The sequence below is a fragment of the Nesterenkonia halotolerans genome (assembly GCF_014874065.1).
Classification (GTDB): domain Bacteria; phylum Actinomycetota; class Actinomycetes; order Actinomycetales; family Micrococcaceae; genus Nesterenkonia; species Nesterenkonia halotolerans.
Genome location: NZ_JADBEE010000001.1, coordinates 1,980,236 through 1,997,276 on the forward strand (window position 1 = coordinate 1,980,236; position 17,041 = coordinate 1,997,276).

The 17,041-nt window shown below is 66.7% G+C and carries 14 protein-coding genes; all 14 read left to right on the forward strand.

The features are described from left to right. The first annotated feature begins 70 nt into the window (after positions 1-70). Positions 71-1,357 carry an ABC transporter substrate-binding protein gene (locus H4W26_RS08970; RefSeq protein WP_192591711.1) on the forward strand — a complete coding sequence of 429 codons (1,287 nt, stop codon included), beginning with the start codon at positions 71-73 and terminating at the stop codon, positions 1,355-1,357. 116 nt (positions 1,358-1,473) lie between these two features. Further along, entirely contained in the window at positions 1,474-2,451 is a 978-nt protein-coding gene (locus tag H4W26_RS08975) for an SMP-30/gluconolactonase/LRE family protein (protein WP_192591712.1), read from the forward strand. A gap of 87 nt (positions 2,452-2,538) precedes the next feature. Further along, on the forward strand, positions 2,539-3,810 hold the full coding sequence (locus tag H4W26_RS08980) for an FAD-binding protein (protein WP_318779820.1): 1,272 nt from the start codon (positions 2,539-2,541) through the stop codon (positions 3,808-3,810). A gap of 14 nt (positions 3,811-3,824) precedes the next feature. Next, a complete protein-coding gene (locus H4W26_RS08985) occupies positions 3,825-4,328 on the forward strand; it encodes a DUF421 domain-containing protein (RefSeq protein ID WP_192591713.1) in 504 nt (167 codons plus the stop codon). Positions 4,329-4,496: 168 nt separating this feature from the next. After that, complete coding sequence (locus H4W26_RS08990) at positions 4,497-5,654, forward strand: Gfo/Idh/MocA family protein (RefSeq protein ID WP_192592106.1); 1,158 nt, start codon at positions 4,497-4,499, stop codon at positions 5,652-5,654. Between the two features lie 32 nt (positions 5,655-5,686). Then, complete coding sequence (locus H4W26_RS08995; RefSeq protein ID WP_192591714.1) at positions 5,687-6,379, forward strand: ThuA domain-containing protein; 693 nt, start codon at positions 5,687-5,689, stop codon at positions 6,377-6,379. Continuing rightward, positions 6,376-7,485, forward strand: a complete 1,110-nt coding sequence (locus H4W26_RS09000; RefSeq protein WP_192591715.1) for a Gfo/Idh/MocA family protein — start codon at positions 6,376-6,378, stop codon at positions 7,483-7,485. The genes H4W26_RS08995 and H4W26_RS09000 overlap by 4 nt, the downstream gene beginning before the upstream one ends. 87 nt (positions 7,486-7,572) lie before the next feature. Next, complete coding sequence (locus H4W26_RS09005; RefSeq protein WP_192591716.1) at positions 7,573-8,634, forward strand: LacI family DNA-binding transcriptional regulator; 1,062 nt, start codon at positions 7,573-7,575, stop codon at positions 8,632-8,634. A gap of 111 nt (positions 8,635-8,745) precedes the next feature. Further along, the gene (locus H4W26_RS09010; protein ID WP_192591717.1) at positions 8,746-10,071 is read left to right on the forward strand and encodes an extracellular solute-binding protein; all 1,326 of its coding nucleotides are present in this window, start codon (positions 8,746-8,748) and stop codon (positions 10,069-10,071) included. After that, on the forward strand, positions 10,068-11,042 hold the full coding sequence (locus H4W26_RS09015; RefSeq protein ID WP_225939656.1) for a carbohydrate ABC transporter permease: 975 nt from the start codon (positions 10,068-10,070) through the stop codon (positions 11,040-11,042). The genes H4W26_RS09010 and H4W26_RS09015 overlap by 4 nt, the downstream gene beginning before the upstream one ends. Continuing rightward, the gene (locus H4W26_RS09020; RefSeq protein ID WP_192591718.1) at positions 11,039-11,968 is read left to right on the forward strand and encodes a carbohydrate ABC transporter permease; all 930 of its coding nucleotides are present in this window, start codon (positions 11,039-11,041) and stop codon (positions 11,966-11,968) included. The genes H4W26_RS09015 and H4W26_RS09020 overlap by 4 nt, the downstream gene beginning before the upstream one ends. Before the next feature lie 96 nt (positions 11,969-12,064). Further along, on the forward strand, positions 12,065-13,621 hold the full coding sequence (gene arfA, locus H4W26_RS09025) for an arabinosylfuranosidase ArfA (RefSeq protein WP_192591719.1): 1,557 nt from the start codon (positions 12,065-12,067) through the stop codon (positions 13,619-13,621). A gap of 142 nt (positions 13,622-13,763) precedes the next feature. Further along, positions 13,764-14,852 (forward strand): serine hydrolase domain-containing protein, encoded by a 1,089-nt coding sequence (locus H4W26_RS09030; RefSeq protein WP_192591720.1) that lies wholly within the window; start codon positions 13,764-13,766, stop codon positions 14,850-14,852. Beyond that, entirely contained in the window at positions 14,849-17,002 is a 2,154-nt protein-coding gene (locus tag H4W26_RS09035; RefSeq protein ID WP_192591721.1) for a beta-galactosidase, read from the forward strand. The genes H4W26_RS09030 and H4W26_RS09035 overlap by 4 nt, the downstream gene beginning before the upstream one ends. Positions 17,003-17,041: the final 39 nt, after the last annotated feature.

Genomic DNA, 17,041 nt, shown 5'->3' on the forward strand with positions numbered 1-17,041 from the left:
TGACTCACAAAATGCTCTGCATCTGGGTGGGCGCAGCATTCGCACCGTTTCACTCAATGAAGAGGACACCATGAAGAACTTTCGGTACACCAAGCTTGCCGCCGCCGCACTGGTCGGCGCAGTGGCACTGACCGCCTGCGGCGGGGACGCCGACGGCGGAGGCGAGGGCGAGGATGGCGAGGTCACCCTGCGGTTCAGCTGGTGGGGTTCAGACTCGCGGCACCAGGCCACCGAGGAAGCCATCGAAGTGTTCAACGAATCCCACGACGGCATCACCGTGGAAGGTGAGTACGGGGACTGGGGAGGCTATTGGGATCAGCTGGCCACCCAGGCCGCGGGCAACGATGCCCCCGACATCATCCAGATGGACGACAAGTACCTGCGCGAGTACGCCGACCGCGGCAGCCTGCTGGACCTCTCGGATGTAGACACCGCCGAGTTCGACCAGGGAACTCTGGACAACGGTCGCACGGAGGACGGTCTCTTCGGCATCACCACGGGCATCAACTCTCTGGCCATGGTGACCAACCCCGACATCTTCGAGGAGGCGGGGGTGGAGATGCCTGATGACACCTCGTGGACCTGGGAGGACTTCGCAGAGATCTCGGCCGAGATCAGCGAGAGCGGCGACGGCGTCTACGGCACGAACAACCCCAACGAGCCCGGCTCCTTCCAGATCTGGCTCCGCCAGCAGGGCACGAACTTCACCACTGCTGAGGGTGAGCTCGGTTTCGATCAGGCCCAGGCTGCCGAGTACTTCCAGTACTGGCTCGACATGGTCGGTGACGGCATGGCGTCGGCTTCGGAGCTGGCAGAGAATCAGAGCGCCGGACCGGACCAGTCCATGATGGGCACCGGTGAGGCAGCCATGGCCTCCTGGTGGACCAACCAGCTGGGCGGTCTCACCGAGGCCTCCGGTGCGGAGCTCGAACTGCTGCGCTTCCCCACCGAGGGTGGCAATCCTGAGGAGAGCGGCATGTGGTACAAGTCCTCGATGATGCTCTCCGGCTACGCCGGCACTGATCATCCCGAGGAGGTGCAGACCTTCATCGACTGGTTCGTGAACTCCGAGGAGGCCGCAGACTTCAACGGCTTCGACCGAGGCCTGCCAGCGAACGCCTCCATCCGGGAATACGTTCTCGAGGATGCCTCGGAGCCGGATCAGAAGACTGCCGACTTCATCACGGATATCGAGTCTGAGGTGGAGGCGCAGGAGGTGGAGCCGGTTCCCGCACTGGGCTTCTCCTCCCTGCAGGAGATCCTCTACCGCTATGAGTCTGAAGTCTTCTTCGAGCGGATGACCCCCGAGGAGGCTGCCGAGGCCATGATCGGAGAGATGGAACAGGAACTCCAGTGATCCGAAGGCAGGCTCGCTGAACCTCAAGAGGCGCAGTGGTGGTGAGGGGGTGGCCCACAGGGCCATCCCCTCACCTATGTGTCCTCGGTCTCCCTCGCGTCTGCAAAGATGGCCATGTGAATACTCAAGATGCAGACCGGTCAGTAATGGTGGGGGAATGGTCGCCCGTGGATGACCGACGGCTCCACCTCGGGGAGGGCGCACGCTTCCTCGAGGTCGGCCTCCCGGGGCAGGACGCTGGTGCCGGCGAAGAACATCACTTCGTGGTCGTCGACATCATCGACGGCGGCCTCTACTCCACCACCGGTCTGCCGGGATCCGGGCTCACGCAGCTCGCCGCGCTGAGTGAGTCGCTCGGCGCCGTCGCGCCCGTGCACCAGGAGGGTGCCCCCACCGAATCGTCGGCGAGCTGGGTGGCCGCGCTCGGAGCGGGTCTCGTGCTGCTGGGTCAGCGGGATGCCGCAGGATTGCAGATCGTGCAGCGACTCGGCCAGCCAGCGGCTGGCCGCGCCGAGGTTCCGCTGCGCATGAACGACGCCGTCGCCGATCCGCACGGACGGTTCTGGGCCGGCGCGATGACCTACGACGGCGACCCCGGCGATGGATTCCTGCTGCGTCTGGACCGGAACGGCTCGATCCACATCATGCTGGAGGACCTGGCCATCCCGAACGGGCCGGCCTTCACCGCCGACGGAGCCACGATGTACCTCGCGGAGACCACCACTGGCTGGATCCGCCGCTTCCCCGTGGACCCGGCCACCGGTGACCTCGGCCCGGGTGAAAAGTTCGTCCACGTGTGCGAGGGCGGACCCGACGGAATGACCGTGGACGCCGAGGGCTGCCTGTGGTCCGCGGTCTGGGGCGGATCCTGCCTGCATCGGTACTCTCCGGCGGGCGAGCTTCTCGAGCGCATCGAGGTGCCGGTGCGTCAGCCCACCAGCATCGCCATCAGCTCCGTGGCTCCCTACCGAGCCATCGTCACCTCCGCCACGCAGCATCTCGATTCCGCCACGCGTCATGATGGGCGCGTGATCACGGCCGAGGTCAGCGTCGGGGGCCTGCCCGCCGTAAGCTACAACCGCAGACCGCAGTAGATCCGCCGCACCCCCGGCTCGGTCCCGGAGATGAGCGGCGGTCGGCCTGACGCACCAGACGAGCAGAACGTTCCAGGAAGGAACCGCGTGGAGAAGAGCAGCAGCCAGGACCCGCAGCAGACCCAGATGAACTGGGCGAAGAACCTGACGTACTCCGCCAGCCGACTCGAGCGGCCGCGCTCCGTGGCCGAGCTCAGCGAGATCGTCGCCGCTTGCGACCGGGTCAAGGCCCTGGGCAGCAGGCACAGCTTCAGCTCCGTGGCTGACACGACCGGCACGCTGATCGAGCTCATCGACATGCCGCGGATCTTCGAACTGGACGCGGCTGCGGGTACGGTCACCCTGGACGCCTCCACGCGCTACGGCGACCTCGCTGCCGCGCTGCAGGCCGAAGGCTGGGCGCTGCCGAACATGGCCTCCCTCCCGCACATCACCGTGGCGGGCACCGTCGCCACCGGAACCCACGGCTCCGGGGATGGCAATCAGCCGCTGGCCTCCTCCGTGCGCAGCCTTCAGATGGTCCTTGCCGATGGCAGCGTGCGCACCTTCACCCGCGGAGAACCAGACTTCGACGGCGCGGTGGTCAGCCTCGGCGCCCTGGGCGTGGTCACCCAGCTCACCCTTTATGTCATCCCGAGCTTCGAGGTGCGCCAGGACGTCTATGCCGGAGTCAGCTGGGACGGCGTGCTGGCCGAGTTCGATGCGCTGACCAGCTCGGCGTACAGCGTGAGTCTGTTCACCCGGTGGACCGGTGAGGATTTCGGAATGGTGTGGATGAAGTCCACCCAGGAGCCGCCCGCCGAGGTGCTCGGGGTCTCGGCTCTGACCCAGGACATCGGTCTCGCCGAGGGACCCGCCGAATACGCCACGGATCAGTGCGGTCAGTGGGGCAGCTGGGACCAGCGCCTGCCGCACTTCCGGCTGGACTTCACGCCCAGCAACGGCGAGGAGCTGCAGAGCGAGTACCTGCTGCCGCGCGAGCACGCGACCGAGGGGCTGCGCAAGGTCCGCCAGCTCGCCGCGGAGATCGAGCCCCTGCTGCTGATCACCGAGATCCGCACGATGGCTGCCGATGAACAGTGGATGAGCGGGGCCTCGGGCCGCGACACGGTCGGCTTCCACTTCACCTGGCGCCTGCTGCCGGAGGAGGTCGCCGAGGTGCTGGTGAAGATCGAGGAGCAGCTGCTTCCGCTGGGCGCACGGCCGCACTGGGGCAAGCGCTTCGTCACCACCGACATCGCCGCGCTGTACCCGAAGCTGGATCAGTTCACGGAACTCGCGGGGCGCCTGGATCCCACCGGCACCTTCCGCAATGAGTTCCTGGAGCGGATGCTCTTCAGCTCCGGGCCCACAGACTAGAAGGACGGGGCACCATGTGGTTTGACACCTGGGCGGATCTGGGACGGATCCTGTTCGTCGGAGTCGCCGCCTACGCGGTGCTCGTCCTGGTGATCCGGCTCTCGGGCAAGCGAACCCTGAGCCAGCTCAACGCCTTCGACTTCATCGTCACGGTCGCCCTGGGCTCCACGCTGGCCACCATCCTGCTCAGCAGCGACGTCTCCTGGACCGAAGGCGCCTTCGCGCTGATCCTGCTCGCCGGCCTGCAGTTCGTGCTGGCGTGGATCTCCTCCCGGGTACCTGCTTTCCGCACTGTCATCACGGCGCGGCCGGCGGTGGTCCTCTGGCGCGGAGAGCTGCGCCACGACGCGCTGCGCAGGAACCGGCTGGCGGAGTCCGAGGTCTACCAGGCGGTGCGCAGCAGCGGTGCCGGCGATCTCTCCTCGGTCGCCGCGGTGGTGCTCGAGACCAACGGCAGACTCAGCGTCATCTCAGCGCAGAACCTCGGCGACGGCTCGGCGCTGGAGGACCTGGCCTGAGTCTGGGTTTCGGGGCGACGTGTCTCGCGCCACACAGCGTAAGGTTGAAACAGAGAACAGTTCTGCCGCTGCAAGGGAGTCTGAGTGACTGACCACATCAAAGACCAGTCGTCGAGCGCACGAGCCGAAGGATCAGGCCTGCGCGTCGCGATCATCGGTCATGCGTTCATGGGAGTGGCGCATACCCACGCCTGGCGCACCGCGCCACGCTTCTTCCCGATGACCCGCACCCCGGAAGTGGCGCTGCTGGTCGGTCGCGACGAGGCGCGCACCCGTGAGGCCGCTGCGCGGCTTCAGATCGCCGAGATCGAGACCGACTGGCGCCGCGCCGTCGAACGCGAGGACATCGACATCGTCGACATCTGCACCCCGGGCAACACGCATGCGGAGATCGCGCTCGCGGCACTGGCGGCCGGCAAGCATGTGCTCTGTGAGAAGCCGCTGGCGAACTCTGTCAGCGAGGCCGAAGCGATGACCGCCGCGGCTCAGAAGGCCGCCGTCCACGGTGTGCGCAGCTTCTGTGGATTCAGCTACCGCCGCACCCCCGCGCTGGCCCTGGCGAAGCGCTTTGTGGAGGAAGGCCGGCTCGGCGACATCCGCCACGTGCGCGCGCAGTATCTGCAGGACTGGCTCAGCGACGCTGACGCCCCGCTGAACTGGCGGCTGGACAAGGACAAGGCAGGAAGCGGCGCGCTGGGTGACATCGGCGCGCATTCGGTGGACGCCGCCCAGTGGGTCTGCGGGCAGCAGATCGAGGGCGTGTCGGCCATGATGCACACCTTCGTCGAGTCTCGTCCCGTGGCCGGCACCGCCGAAGGCCTCGGCGGCAGCGCGGCGGCAGGAGCGGAGCGCGGCCCGGTGACGGTCGACGACGCCGCAGCCTTCACCGCACGGTTCAGCGGCGGAGCCATCGGCGTCTTTGAGTCCACCCGCTTCGCGCTGGGACGACGCAACGCCAACCGCCTGGAGATCAACGGCAGCCTCGGCTCCATCGCCTTCGATTTCGAGCGGATGAACCAGCTCGAATACTTCGACGGTCGCGATGACCAGGCGGCACAGGGATTCCGCACGATCCAGGTCACCGACGCGGTCCACCCCTATACCGATCACTGGTGGCCGGTGGGACATGGCCTGGGCTACGGAGACCTCTTCGTGCACCAGGTGGCCGACGTCGTCGCCGCACTGGAGTCAGACGCCAGCCCACGCCCGGACTTCAGCGACGCGCTGACCGTGCAGCGCGTGCTCCACGCCGTGGAAGCCAGCGCCGGCGACGGCAGCCGATACACCCCGGTGGACCAGACCGCAGAGCTACGAGCCGGCAACTGATCAGCAGCGAGAACACGACACTGAGAGAGAACATGACCAAGAGAGCACTCATCGTCCGCGGCGGCTGGGACGGGCACCAGCCCGTGGAGGCCACCGAGATGTTCCTGCCATTCCTGCAGGAGAACGGCTACGAGACAGAGATCCACGAGTCCCCGGAGGTCTACGCCGACGCCTCCACCATGGACTCGGTCGATCTGATCGTGCAGTGCATGACCATGTCCACCATTGAGAAAGACCAGGTCGCGGGGCTGCGTGCCGCCGTGGCCGGTGGTGCCGGGCTGGCCGGATGGCATGGCGGAATCGCTGACTCCTACCGTGCGAGCGATGCGTACCTGCAGCTGGTGGGCGGGCAGTTCGCCCACCATCCTGCCGTGCACCCCGATGAGCGCACGGGTGAGCAGTCCGACTACTACACCCCTCACCGCATCGACATCCTTCCCGAGGCTGCGGATCATCCCATCACCCGGGGAATCGAGAGCTTCGATCTGGTCACCGAACAGTACTGGGTGCTCCACGATCAGCTCATCGACGTGCTCGCCACCACCACTTTGCCCAAGCGCGAGTTCGATGAATGGGAGAAGCCGCATGTGAACCCGGCGATCTGGACCCGACGCTGGGGCAGCGGTCGAGTGTTCGTCTCCACCCCGGGCCACCGGGTCGAGGTGCTGGAGAACCCGAATGTGCGCACCATGATCGAGCGCGGCATGCTGTGGGCGAGCCGATGAGCGGCGCAGCCTCAGCCGCACGGCGGCTCAACGTCGGTCTCATCGGCGCCGGCAACATCAGCAGCCAGTACATCGAGACGCTGAACCGGGTGGAGGATCTGAACCTGCTCGCCGTGGCGGACCTGGATCTCGACCGGGCCCGGCAGGTCGCGGAGACCGGGGGAGCCCGCGGGGTGAGCGTGGATCAGCTCTTGGCCGACCCCGAGGTCGAGGCCGTGATCAATCTGACGATCCCACGCGCCCATGCCGAAACCTCGCTTGCCGCGATCGCTGCAGGCAAGGGCGTCTATGTGGAGAAGCCCTTCGCCGCCACCGTGGCCGAGGGCCAGGCGATGCTCGCCGCAGCAGAGGCTGCCGGCGTGGTGATGGGCAGCGCCCCGGACACCGTGCTCGGCACGGGCATCCAGACCGCCCGCGCCGCTGTGGATGCCGGCCGGATCGGGACACCGATGAGCGCGGTGGCCACCATGGTCACTCCGGGCCATGAGCGCTGGCACCCGAATCCGGACTTCTACTACCAGCCCGGGGGTGGTCCGCTGCTGGATATGGGGCCGTACTACGTCACCAGTCTGGTCACCCTGCTCGGCCCTGTCGTCTCTGTCATCGGTGCTGCCAGTGCCCTGCGCACCGAACGCGAGATCGGCTCCGGCCCGCGCGCCGGAGAACGCCTGCCGGTCTCCACTCCCAGCCACATCACCGGTGCACTGATCCATGAGTCGGGCGCCATCTCCACACTGGTGATGAGCTTCGACGGCACTGCCAGCCAGGCTCCGCCGATCGAGGTGCATGGCACCGAGGCCTCCCTGGCGGTCCCGGATCCCAACCACTTCGCCGGGGAGGTGCAGCTGGCCCAGGAACGGGGTGCATGGGAGTCGCTCGAGGTGGCCGGAGGCTATGTCGGCGCTGCGCGCGGCTACGGTCTCGCGGATCTGCTGTGGTCGGGAGCCTTCGACGGCGACCCCAGGCTCGGCCGGGCACAGGGGGCGCTGGGACTGCATGTGCTCGAGGTGATGGCCGGCGTGCTCACCGCCGCCGAGACCGGGGCCTCCGTGGCGATCACCTCCCGCGCGGAGCGCCCGAGCGCGGTGCCGCTGGATCAGCGGTGAGGCAGCGACCAACGGTGATCCGTGCGCCAGTGGTGACGCAGCGGGCTGGCGTCGCTGGCGCCGTCGCACGCGCATAAGCTTGAGCCCATGACTCCACCGAGCGCTCGGCCGACCATGCGCCATGTTGCCGAGCGTGCGGGAGTCTCTCCCAAGACGGTCTCCAATGTGCTCACCGGCACCGCGCAGGTCCGCGAACCCACTCGACTTCGGGTGGAGCAGGCGATGCGGGAGCTGGACTTTGTCCCGAACTTCAGCGCTCGCGGACTGCGCAACGGCAAGACCGGGGTGATCGGTCTCGCGCTGCCTGATCTGGCGACGGCTTTCTCCGCGAGCATCACCCACGCGGTGGTGGAGGCCGCTCACGCGCGTGGATGGGTGGTCCAGGTGGAGGAGACCGCGGCCGAGCCTGCCCGTGAGCATGACCTCGTCACGCGCGCACGCACGCACCAGATCGACGGGATGATCCTGAACCCGGTGCGGCTCGAGGACAGCGTGGTCGAGCATCTGGACCATCTGCCCCCGATCGTGCTGATCGGTGAGGTGGAGCAGCACCGCACCGACCGCGTGTTCATCGATTCCCGGGCCGCCGCCCGGGAGGCGGTGCTCCACCTGGTGTCCAGTGGGGCGCAGCGCATCCTGGCGCTCGGCGGCGCGGAAGCCGGGGCGGTGCTGGGCAAAGCCACGGTGGGGCAGCGTCTCCAGGGTTACCGGGACGCGCTGAGGGAGTCGGGATTGGTCTCCAGCCCTGCGCTGGAGCTGGAAGTGCCGGACTGGACGATCTCTGGCGGTGCGATCGGCATGCGCGAGTTCCTTGCCAGCGGAGTCGAGTTCGACGCAGTGCTCGCCTTCACCGACTCGATCGCCCTGGGGGCGCTGCATGAGCTCAACAGTGCCGGCATCCGCGTGCCCGAGGACGTCCTGATCTGCGGGTTTGATGACGTGGAACATGCCCGATACGCGGGGACGCCACTGACCACCATCGGTTTCGATCACGAGCGCTACGCCAGCGCCGCCCTGGATCTGCTCTCCTCGCGGATGGGGGACCGAACCCTGGAGCCCCGGGCGCACAAGATCCCCCACCAGCTGCTGATCCGATCGAGCACGCTCGGCCCTCCCGCGGGATCCGGCAGAAGAAAATCTCAGAAGTAGTGTGATTCAGCACACATTTATGTAGGATGGGCGCAGTCTTTACAACGATGTAAAAGGCACAGGCTCCGGGTGGCGGAGCTTGACTCCGCGTTCGTCCATAAGTGGTGACTCATGATCGACACACGCATCAACCGCCGAAGCGTCCTTGCCGGGGGCCTGGCGACAGCAGGTCTGGCGGCCCTCGCGGGCTGCACTCCGGCGCAGGGTTCACAGACCACGACACTGCAGTTCTGGCATCTGCTCAGCGGCGGTGACGGCATCACGATGCAGGGCATGATCGACCGCATCAATGCGGCTCACGGTGGCTTCCACGTGCGGCCCACCGTGCTGGCCTGGGGTGCCCCGTATTACACCAAGCTGGCCATGGCCGGTGCGGGTGGGCGGGCACCGGATCTCGCAGTCATGCACTCCTCCCGGGTCTCCGGGTATGTCCCCGGCGGACTTCTCGACCCCTGGGACCTGACACAGCTGAATGAGCTGGGGGTCTCGGAGTCCACTTTCACGGATCCCGTCTGGAACTCCAGCGTGGTGGATGGGGAGCTCTACAGTGTCGCACTGGATGCGCACCCCTTCATCACGCTGTACAACACCGAGATCTGCGAGGAAGCCGGAGTGTTGAACTCCGACGGGCAGCTCATGCGGCCCGACAATCCGGAGGACTTCCTCGAGATGGGTCGGGAGATCGCCGGCGTCACCGGCACCTATGGGCTGTCCTACGGGTTCATCGGGGACGGAAACCAGATGTGGCGGCTCTTCTACACGCTCTACTGTCAGCACGGGCAACAGATGACCTTCCCCCAGGGAGGATCTGTCGAAGTGGACGGCGACGCGTTCGTCGCTGTGCTGGAGTTCATGCACCGACTTGTCGATGGTGAGGTCGCCTCTCAACGCGGGACCATCGACGCCGCCGTCGCCGAATTCGCCGCGCAGCGGACGGGAATGCATTTCACAGGCGTCTGGGAACTTCCCCCGATGAAGGAGGCCGGGGTCCCGCTGGGGGCGACCATGATCCCTCCCATCTTCGGAGACGAGGCGGTCTATGCGGACTCACACTCGTTCGTCCTGCCGCACCAGGCCGATCCTGATGAACAGATGCGCCGCGACACCTACACCGTGGTCGCAGAGCTGTTGAAGAACTCGATCACCTGGGCCGGAGCCGGGCATATACCCGCCTACCTTCCCGTCACCGAGAACGAGGACTACGCCGACCTCACTCCGCAGGCGGAGTACGCCGAGGCGGCGGACTACCTGGTCTATGACCCGGTGGCCTGGTTCACGGGTTCGGGGTCCAACTTCGTCCAGCAGTTCGGTCAGATCGTCGGCAGTGCGATCACCTCCGGAAGCGGGTACGACCAGGCGCTGGAGGAGTTCCGTCGCTACGTCAACAACCTTCTTGCCCAGCCCAATCCCGCCAATCCACAGGGAGGACGGTCATGACCGACGTGATGGCAAGTCGCAGCGCTGCGGGTCCCGAGCCCAGCGCGACTCCAGGAGAGGATTCCAAGGGGCGTCGCACCTCACCCACCCGAGGGCAGGCGAGTCGACGTGGGCAGCTGGTCGCCTGGGCCTTCCTGGGCCCGTTCATGGCGGCCTTCCTGCTCTTCGTGATCTGGCCGCTGATCCACGGAATCTACCTCTCTCTGACCGACCAGTCGCTCACCGGAGCGGGTGGCAGCTTCATCGGACTCGAGAACTACTCCGAGGCGCTCTCCGACCCGGTCATGTGGACCTCCATCGGGAACACCGTCTGGTTCACGCTCATCACCACGGTGCCACTGGTGCTGTTCGCACTGATCATGGCGCTGCTGGTCAACACCGGACTCCCGGGACAGTGGCTCTGGCGGCTGTCCTTCTTCATGCCCTTCCTGCTCGCCTCCACGGTGATCTCGCAGATCTGGGTGTGGATCTTCAACCCACAGATCGGCGCGGCCAACGAGATCCTCTCTGCCGTCGGCCTCGAGCCGATCGCCTGGCTGCAGACTGCGCACGTCGATCTGATCTCGATCGCCATCGCGACGATCTGGTGGACCGTGGGGTTCAACTTCCTGCTCTATCTCGCGGCGCTGCAGAACATCCCCGATCTGCAGTACGAAGCTGCGGCCGTGGACGGCGCGGGCCGCTGGCGTCAGCTGTTTTCGATCACCATCCCCCAGCTGGGACCGGTCACCGGAGTCATCCTGGTGCTGCAGATGCTGGCCTCGCTGAAGCTCTTCGACCAGGCCTATCAGATGATGGAGGGCGGCTCCTCGGAGACCTCCCGTCCCATCGTCCAGTACATCTTTGAGGCGGGCTTCGTCGGGTACCGATTCGGCTACGCCTCCGCCATCTCGTACATCTTCTTCGTGCTGATCCTCATCGTCGGCATCTTCCAGATGGTCGTGCTTCGGAATCGAAAGGGAAACTCATGAGTTCCACAGCCACCGCCACGAGGACCGACGACCCGCAGGTCGACGTCGCGCCGATTGATGTCACCAAGGTCAGACGCACGAACCGGATGCCGGGGGAGAAGCCGCTGGGCCCGGCGCGGATCCTGGCCTTCCTCGCCCTGGCGCTCATGGCGCTGCTCTGGCTGCTGCCGATGCTCTGGGCCATCGTCACCTCCTTCAAGACAGAGACCGACGCCGCGTCCGGGGGTCTGGAGCTCATCGGCCCCAACGGGGTCACCACTCAGGCCTACGAAGCGATCCTCGCCGAGGGCAACGTCTACGTCTGGGCGCTCAACAGCCTGTGGACATCCGCGGTGATCACGCTCATCACGGTGACCATCTCCGCACTCGCCGCCTATGCGTTCTCCCGGCTGGACTTCAAGGGCAGCCGCTGGATCTTCCTGGCGGTCATCGCCTCGATCATCGTGCCCCCGCAGGCGCTGATCATCCCGCTGTATCACCAGATGCTGACGTTCAACATGGTGGACACGTACTGGGGGCTGATCCTGCCGCAGATCGTGATGGCACCGATCATCTTCATCCTGAAGAAGTTCTTCGACGCCGTCCCCGTGGAGCTCGAAGATGCAGCGCGCGTCGACGGCGCCGGACGGCTGCGAGTGTTCTTCTCCGTGGTGCTGCCCCTGTCGCGTCCGATCCTCGGGGCGGTCTCGATCTTCGTGTTCATCCAGGCCTGGAACAACTTCCTCTGGCCCTTCCTGATCATCAACGACACCACGCTGATGACGCTGCCGGTGGGTCTGCAGACCGTGCTGAGCGCCTACGGGGTGCAGTACTCCCAGGTGATGGCCCAGGCAGTGCTGGCGGCCCTCCCGCTGGTCATCGTCTTCCTCTTCTACCAGCGCCAGATCGTCAAGGGAGTCGCCACCACCGGCTTCGGCGGACAGTGAGCCCCCGAAGCTTCCCGAATTCCACGTTCCCTTCATCACCAGCACCGCCCGCTTCACCGCATTGCCCTCTTCATCAGCGCCGATCCAAGGAGCCTCATGTCTCACGCACGCATCACCCTTGACCGCGACTTCACCATCGCCGACGTCCCGCCCCGCCTGTTCGGCTCCTTCGTGGAACACATGGGCCGCTGCGTCTACACCGGGATCTATGAGCCGGGACACCCGGAGGCCGATGACCAGGGATACCGCAAGGACGTGATGGCCCTGGCCAAGGAGCTCGGGGCCACCGTGGTGCGCTACCCGGGCGGCAACTTCGTCTCGGGCTACAACTGGGAGGACGGGGTCGGACCGCGGGAGGACCGCCCTGTACGGATCGACGGCGCCTGGCACACCATCGAGACCAACGCCTTCGGGCTGCATGAGTTCGTGGAATGGGCTCGGCGGGCTGACATGGAGGTCATGGAGGCGATCAACCTCGGCACGCGCGGGGTCGATGAGGCACGCGCGCTGGTGGAGTACGCCAACCACCCCTCCGGGACCTATTGGTCTGATCTGCGCCGCAAGAACGCCGCCGCGATGGGCACCAGCGAGGAGCCCTTCGGGATCAAGCTGTGGTGCCTGGGCAATGAGCTGGACGGCCCGTGGCAGATCGGTCACAAGACCGCCGAGGAATACGGAAGGATCGCCCAGGAGGCGGCCAAGGCGATGAAGCTCGTGGACCCGGACATCGAGCTGGTCGCCGTCGGCTCCTCGAACCGGCGGATGCCGACCTTCGGGTCCTGGGAGCACACGGTGCTCACCCACGCCTATGAGGAGGTCGACTACATCTCCATGCATGCCTACTACCAGGAGCACGACGGCGACGCCGCCTCGTTCCTGGCAGAGGCGGTTGACATGGACGGCTTCATCGAAGGCGTGGTTGCCACCGTCGACGCCGTCAAGGCGGCCGGCAAGCATTCGAAGCAGATCGACATCTCCTTCGACGAGTGGAACGTCTGGTACCAGGAGGGACTCGATTCCGAAGATCAGCCGGACCAGGTGGCCAAGGGGTGGAAGACCCACCCGCGGCTCATCGAAGACAGATACTCGGTCACGGACGCCGTCGTCGTCGGGACGCTCATGCATTCACTCCTGCGCCACGGGGATCGCGTGCGGATCGCCAATCAGGCGCAGCTGGTCAACGTGATCGCTCCGATCCGTTCCGAGGAGGGCGGACCCGCCTGGCGGCAGACCATCTTCTGGCCCTTCGCGCGGATTGCGGAGCTGGCCACCGGGGAGATCATGCGGCTTGCGGTGCAGGCCGATCAGGTGCACACCGAGCGGTACGGGAATGTGGACGTCATCGACGCCGCGAGCACCTATGACGCGGAGGCCGGGACGGTGTCGATCTTCGTGGCGAACCGCGGGCTGGACGAGGACGCCGAAGTGACTCTGGACCTGCGCGGACTGGAGGCGAAGGAGATTCTGCGGGCCGAGGTGCTGCGGATTCCCGAGGGGGGAGACCGGCACACTGCCAATGACCTGGCGAGTCAGGATGCCGTGGGTCTGGTGGCGTTGGAAGGGGTCCGGATCGAGGACTTCGCCGAGGGTGCCGGCGTGCAGCTGAGCCTGCCAGCACTGTCCTGGTCGGTGGTGCAGCTGAAGGTGAGCTGAGGACTGCCTCTCCATGAGGGGGGCGCGAGGCATCCGGGGATCGTCGCCAGGATTGACGGGTGAGGCCGGTCACATTAGCCTGTAAAACGATTTACTCTACCGACGACAGACACCCTGCCCGCTGGCGGGCGGAAGGGCGGCGATGGCTTCTCCCTCCTTCGATGCCGCCCTGGCGAGACTCCTGGACCGGGTCGAGACTGAGCAGCTGAATCTGCACGCGCTGCTGGTGCTGCACCGCGGTGAGCTCAGGGCCGAGCGCTACTGGCCCGGCCACGGCCGCACCGACGCGCACCGGCTGTATTCAGTGGCGAAGTCCTTCACCGCGCTCGCCGTGGGCGCCCTCTGTGATGACGGACTGCTGCGCCTCGAAGACCGGATCGTCGATCACTTCCCGGAGAAGCTTCCGGCTCAGGTGCATCCGTGGATCGCGGCGATGACGGTGCGGGATCTGCTGACCATGCGCACGGCCCATCGGACCACCAGCTTCACCCAGGTCCAGGACACCGACTGGGTGCGGACCTTCTTCACCGTGGCGCCCACGCAGCAGCCTGGCACCGCGTTCAGCTATGACACCTCCGCCTCGGTGGTGCTCAGCGCGCTGGTGGAGAAGCTCACCGGCAGGTGGCTGGAGGAGCATCTGTTGGAGCGGGTGCTCGGACCGATCGGTTTCGGCGACGAGGTGCGGGGGGTCCGACCCGCGCTGAACGCCTGGCGCAGTCCGCTGGGGATGTCTCTGCAGGACCTGGACGGTCATCCCAGCTGGGAGCCGGTGCCGACCAACCCCCGCGGCGTCACCCACGGTGGATCGGCCATGTTCTGCACCGCCCGCGACCTGGCGCGCTTCGCCCAGCTGTGTCTGGCGGGCGGACGTCACCAGGACCGGCAGATCATCTCCGCCGAGTACATGGCCGCTGCGACCGGCTGGCAGACGCCCACCGCCGATGACAATTTCCGCTGTCTCGACAACCGCCAGGGCTATGGCTTCCAGTTCTGGCGCACTCGCCATGACGGATTCCTTGCGTGGGGGATAGGCGGCCAGATCGTCCTGTGCCTGCCCCGGTGCGACTTCGCCCTGGTGACACTGGGCAGCACCTTCGACCGCAGCGACGATCACCAGATCATCCTGGATGCCGTCTGGGAAGAGATGCTCCCCGCGCTGCAACCGGTGGCTGCACCGCAGACCACACTGAGACTCGACCACCCGGACGCCCCAGGAAGGGCCACCTCATGACCACGCCGAAGAACACGTCCGACGCACCCTCAGCCGCGCAGGGGCCCCATCCGCTGGAGTGGCCGAGCTCGGTCCCCGGGCTTGCCTACGGCGGAGACTACAACCCGGAACAATGGCCTGAGTCCACCCGTGCGGAGGATGTGGAGCTGATGGGCGCCGCAGGCGTGAACCTGGTCAGCGTGGGGATCTTTTCCTGGGCCATGCTCGAGCCGCGCGAAGGAGAGTATGACTGGGAGTGGCTGGACGAGACCATGGACCGGCTTCACGCCTCCGGGGTCCGCGTCGCACTGGCCACCGCAACTGCCTCCCCGCCGCCCTGGCTCACCCACCAGCACCCGCAGATCCTGCCGGAGACGGCTGAGGGCGTCACGCTGTGGCCCGGCGCGCGGCAGGCATATTCGGTCTCGAACCCGGTCTTTCGCGAGTACGCGCTGCGGATGACCTGGGCGGTGGCGCAGCGCTACGCCACGCACCCCGCGCTGGCGCTCTGGCATGTGGACAACGAGCTGGGCTGCCACAACTCCCATGATTTCTCCGAGGACGCGGCGGCCGCCTTCCGCACGTGGCTCACCGCCCGCTACGGCACAGTCGAACAGCTCAACAAGGCCTGGGGCACCGCCTTCTGGTCCCAGCGCTATTCGAGCTTCGAGGAGGTCCTCCCGCCGCGCACCGCCCCGATGTTCGTGAACCCGACCCAGCAGCTGGACTTCCACCGATATTCCTCGGACGAGCTGCTCGACTACTTTCGGGAGATGAAGGCGATCCTGCGCGAGCTCACCCCGGGCGTGCCGGTGACCACCAACTTCATGTGCACCACGCGGTCCAAGAACATGGACTACTTCTCCTGGGCGGCGGAGATGGACGTGATCGCCACCGACCACTACACCGTGGCCGATGACCCGCACCGGCACATCGAGCTCGCCTTCAGCGCAGACCTGACCCGCGGCGTCGCCCAGGGAAAGCCCTGGATGCTGATGGAGCACTCCACCTCTGCTGTGAACTGGCAGCCACGCAACCACACCAAGGGCCCTGCCGAGATGCTGCGCGACTCACTGAGCCATGTCGCCCACGGCGCCGACGCGGTGATGTTCTTCCAGTGGCGGCAGTCTCGGGCAGGCGCGGAGAAGTATCACTCCGCGATGGTGCCCCATGCAGGCACCGACAGTGACGTGTGGCGGACGAGCGTGAGCCTGGGGGAGGCGCTGCGCCGCCTCGCCCCGGTCAAGGGGTCACGGGTGGAGGCTGAAGTCGCCGTCCTCTTTGACTATGCGGCCTGGTGGGGCGCGGAGCTGGACTCCCATCCGGTCAACGACCTCTCCTATCCGCAGGAGGTGCTGCACTGGTACCGGGGCCTCTGGGAGTCCGGGGTGAGCGTCGACGTCGTCCACCCCTCGGCTGATCTGAGCCGCTACCGCGCGATCATCGTGCCCACGCTCTACCTGGTGACCGACGCCGATGCTTCCAATGTCGCCGCGGCGGCGGAGGCCGGCGCCTCGGTGCTGATCACCTGCTTCAGCGGGATCGTGGACGAGCACGACGCCGTTCGACTCGGTGGGTACCCCGGAGCATTTCGCGAGCTGCTGGGCATCCGCACCGAGGAGTTCTGGCCGCTCCAGGCCCAGGAGCAGGTGCACCTGGACGACGGCACGCGCGGGTCACTGTGGAGCGAGAAGATCCACCTGCACGACGACGGCGCGGGAGCCGCACAGGCGCTGCGGCGCTTCGCCTCACTCCGGCTCACGGGCGAAGTCGGTCCTGGAGGCGTTCCAGAGGCGGTCGCACCCACAGCGGCGCCCACGGGGGAGTTCGCCCTCTCCGGCTGGCCCGCGGTCACACGCCGCGAGGTCGGTGAAGGAGCCGCTTGGTATGTCGGGACCCGGCCCGACGATGCTGGAGTACGTGCCCTGACCGCGGAGCTGCTGATCGAGGCCGGAGTGTCTCCGGTGCATGAGGACGCCCCCGAGGGGGTTGAGGTGATCCGCCGCAGCGCCGCCTCCGGCGAGGAGCCGAAGAGCTTCCTCTTCGCGCTCAACCACACCAGCACCGACGTCCGGCTCAGGGTCAGAGGGCTCGAGGTGCTGAGCGGACAGAAGGTCCGCGGGAAGCTGACGGTTCCCGCCGGAGGCGTGGCGGTGGTGCACGAGGCATGAGACGCGTTCGGCCCCGGTCCTAGGAGGACCGGGGCCGAA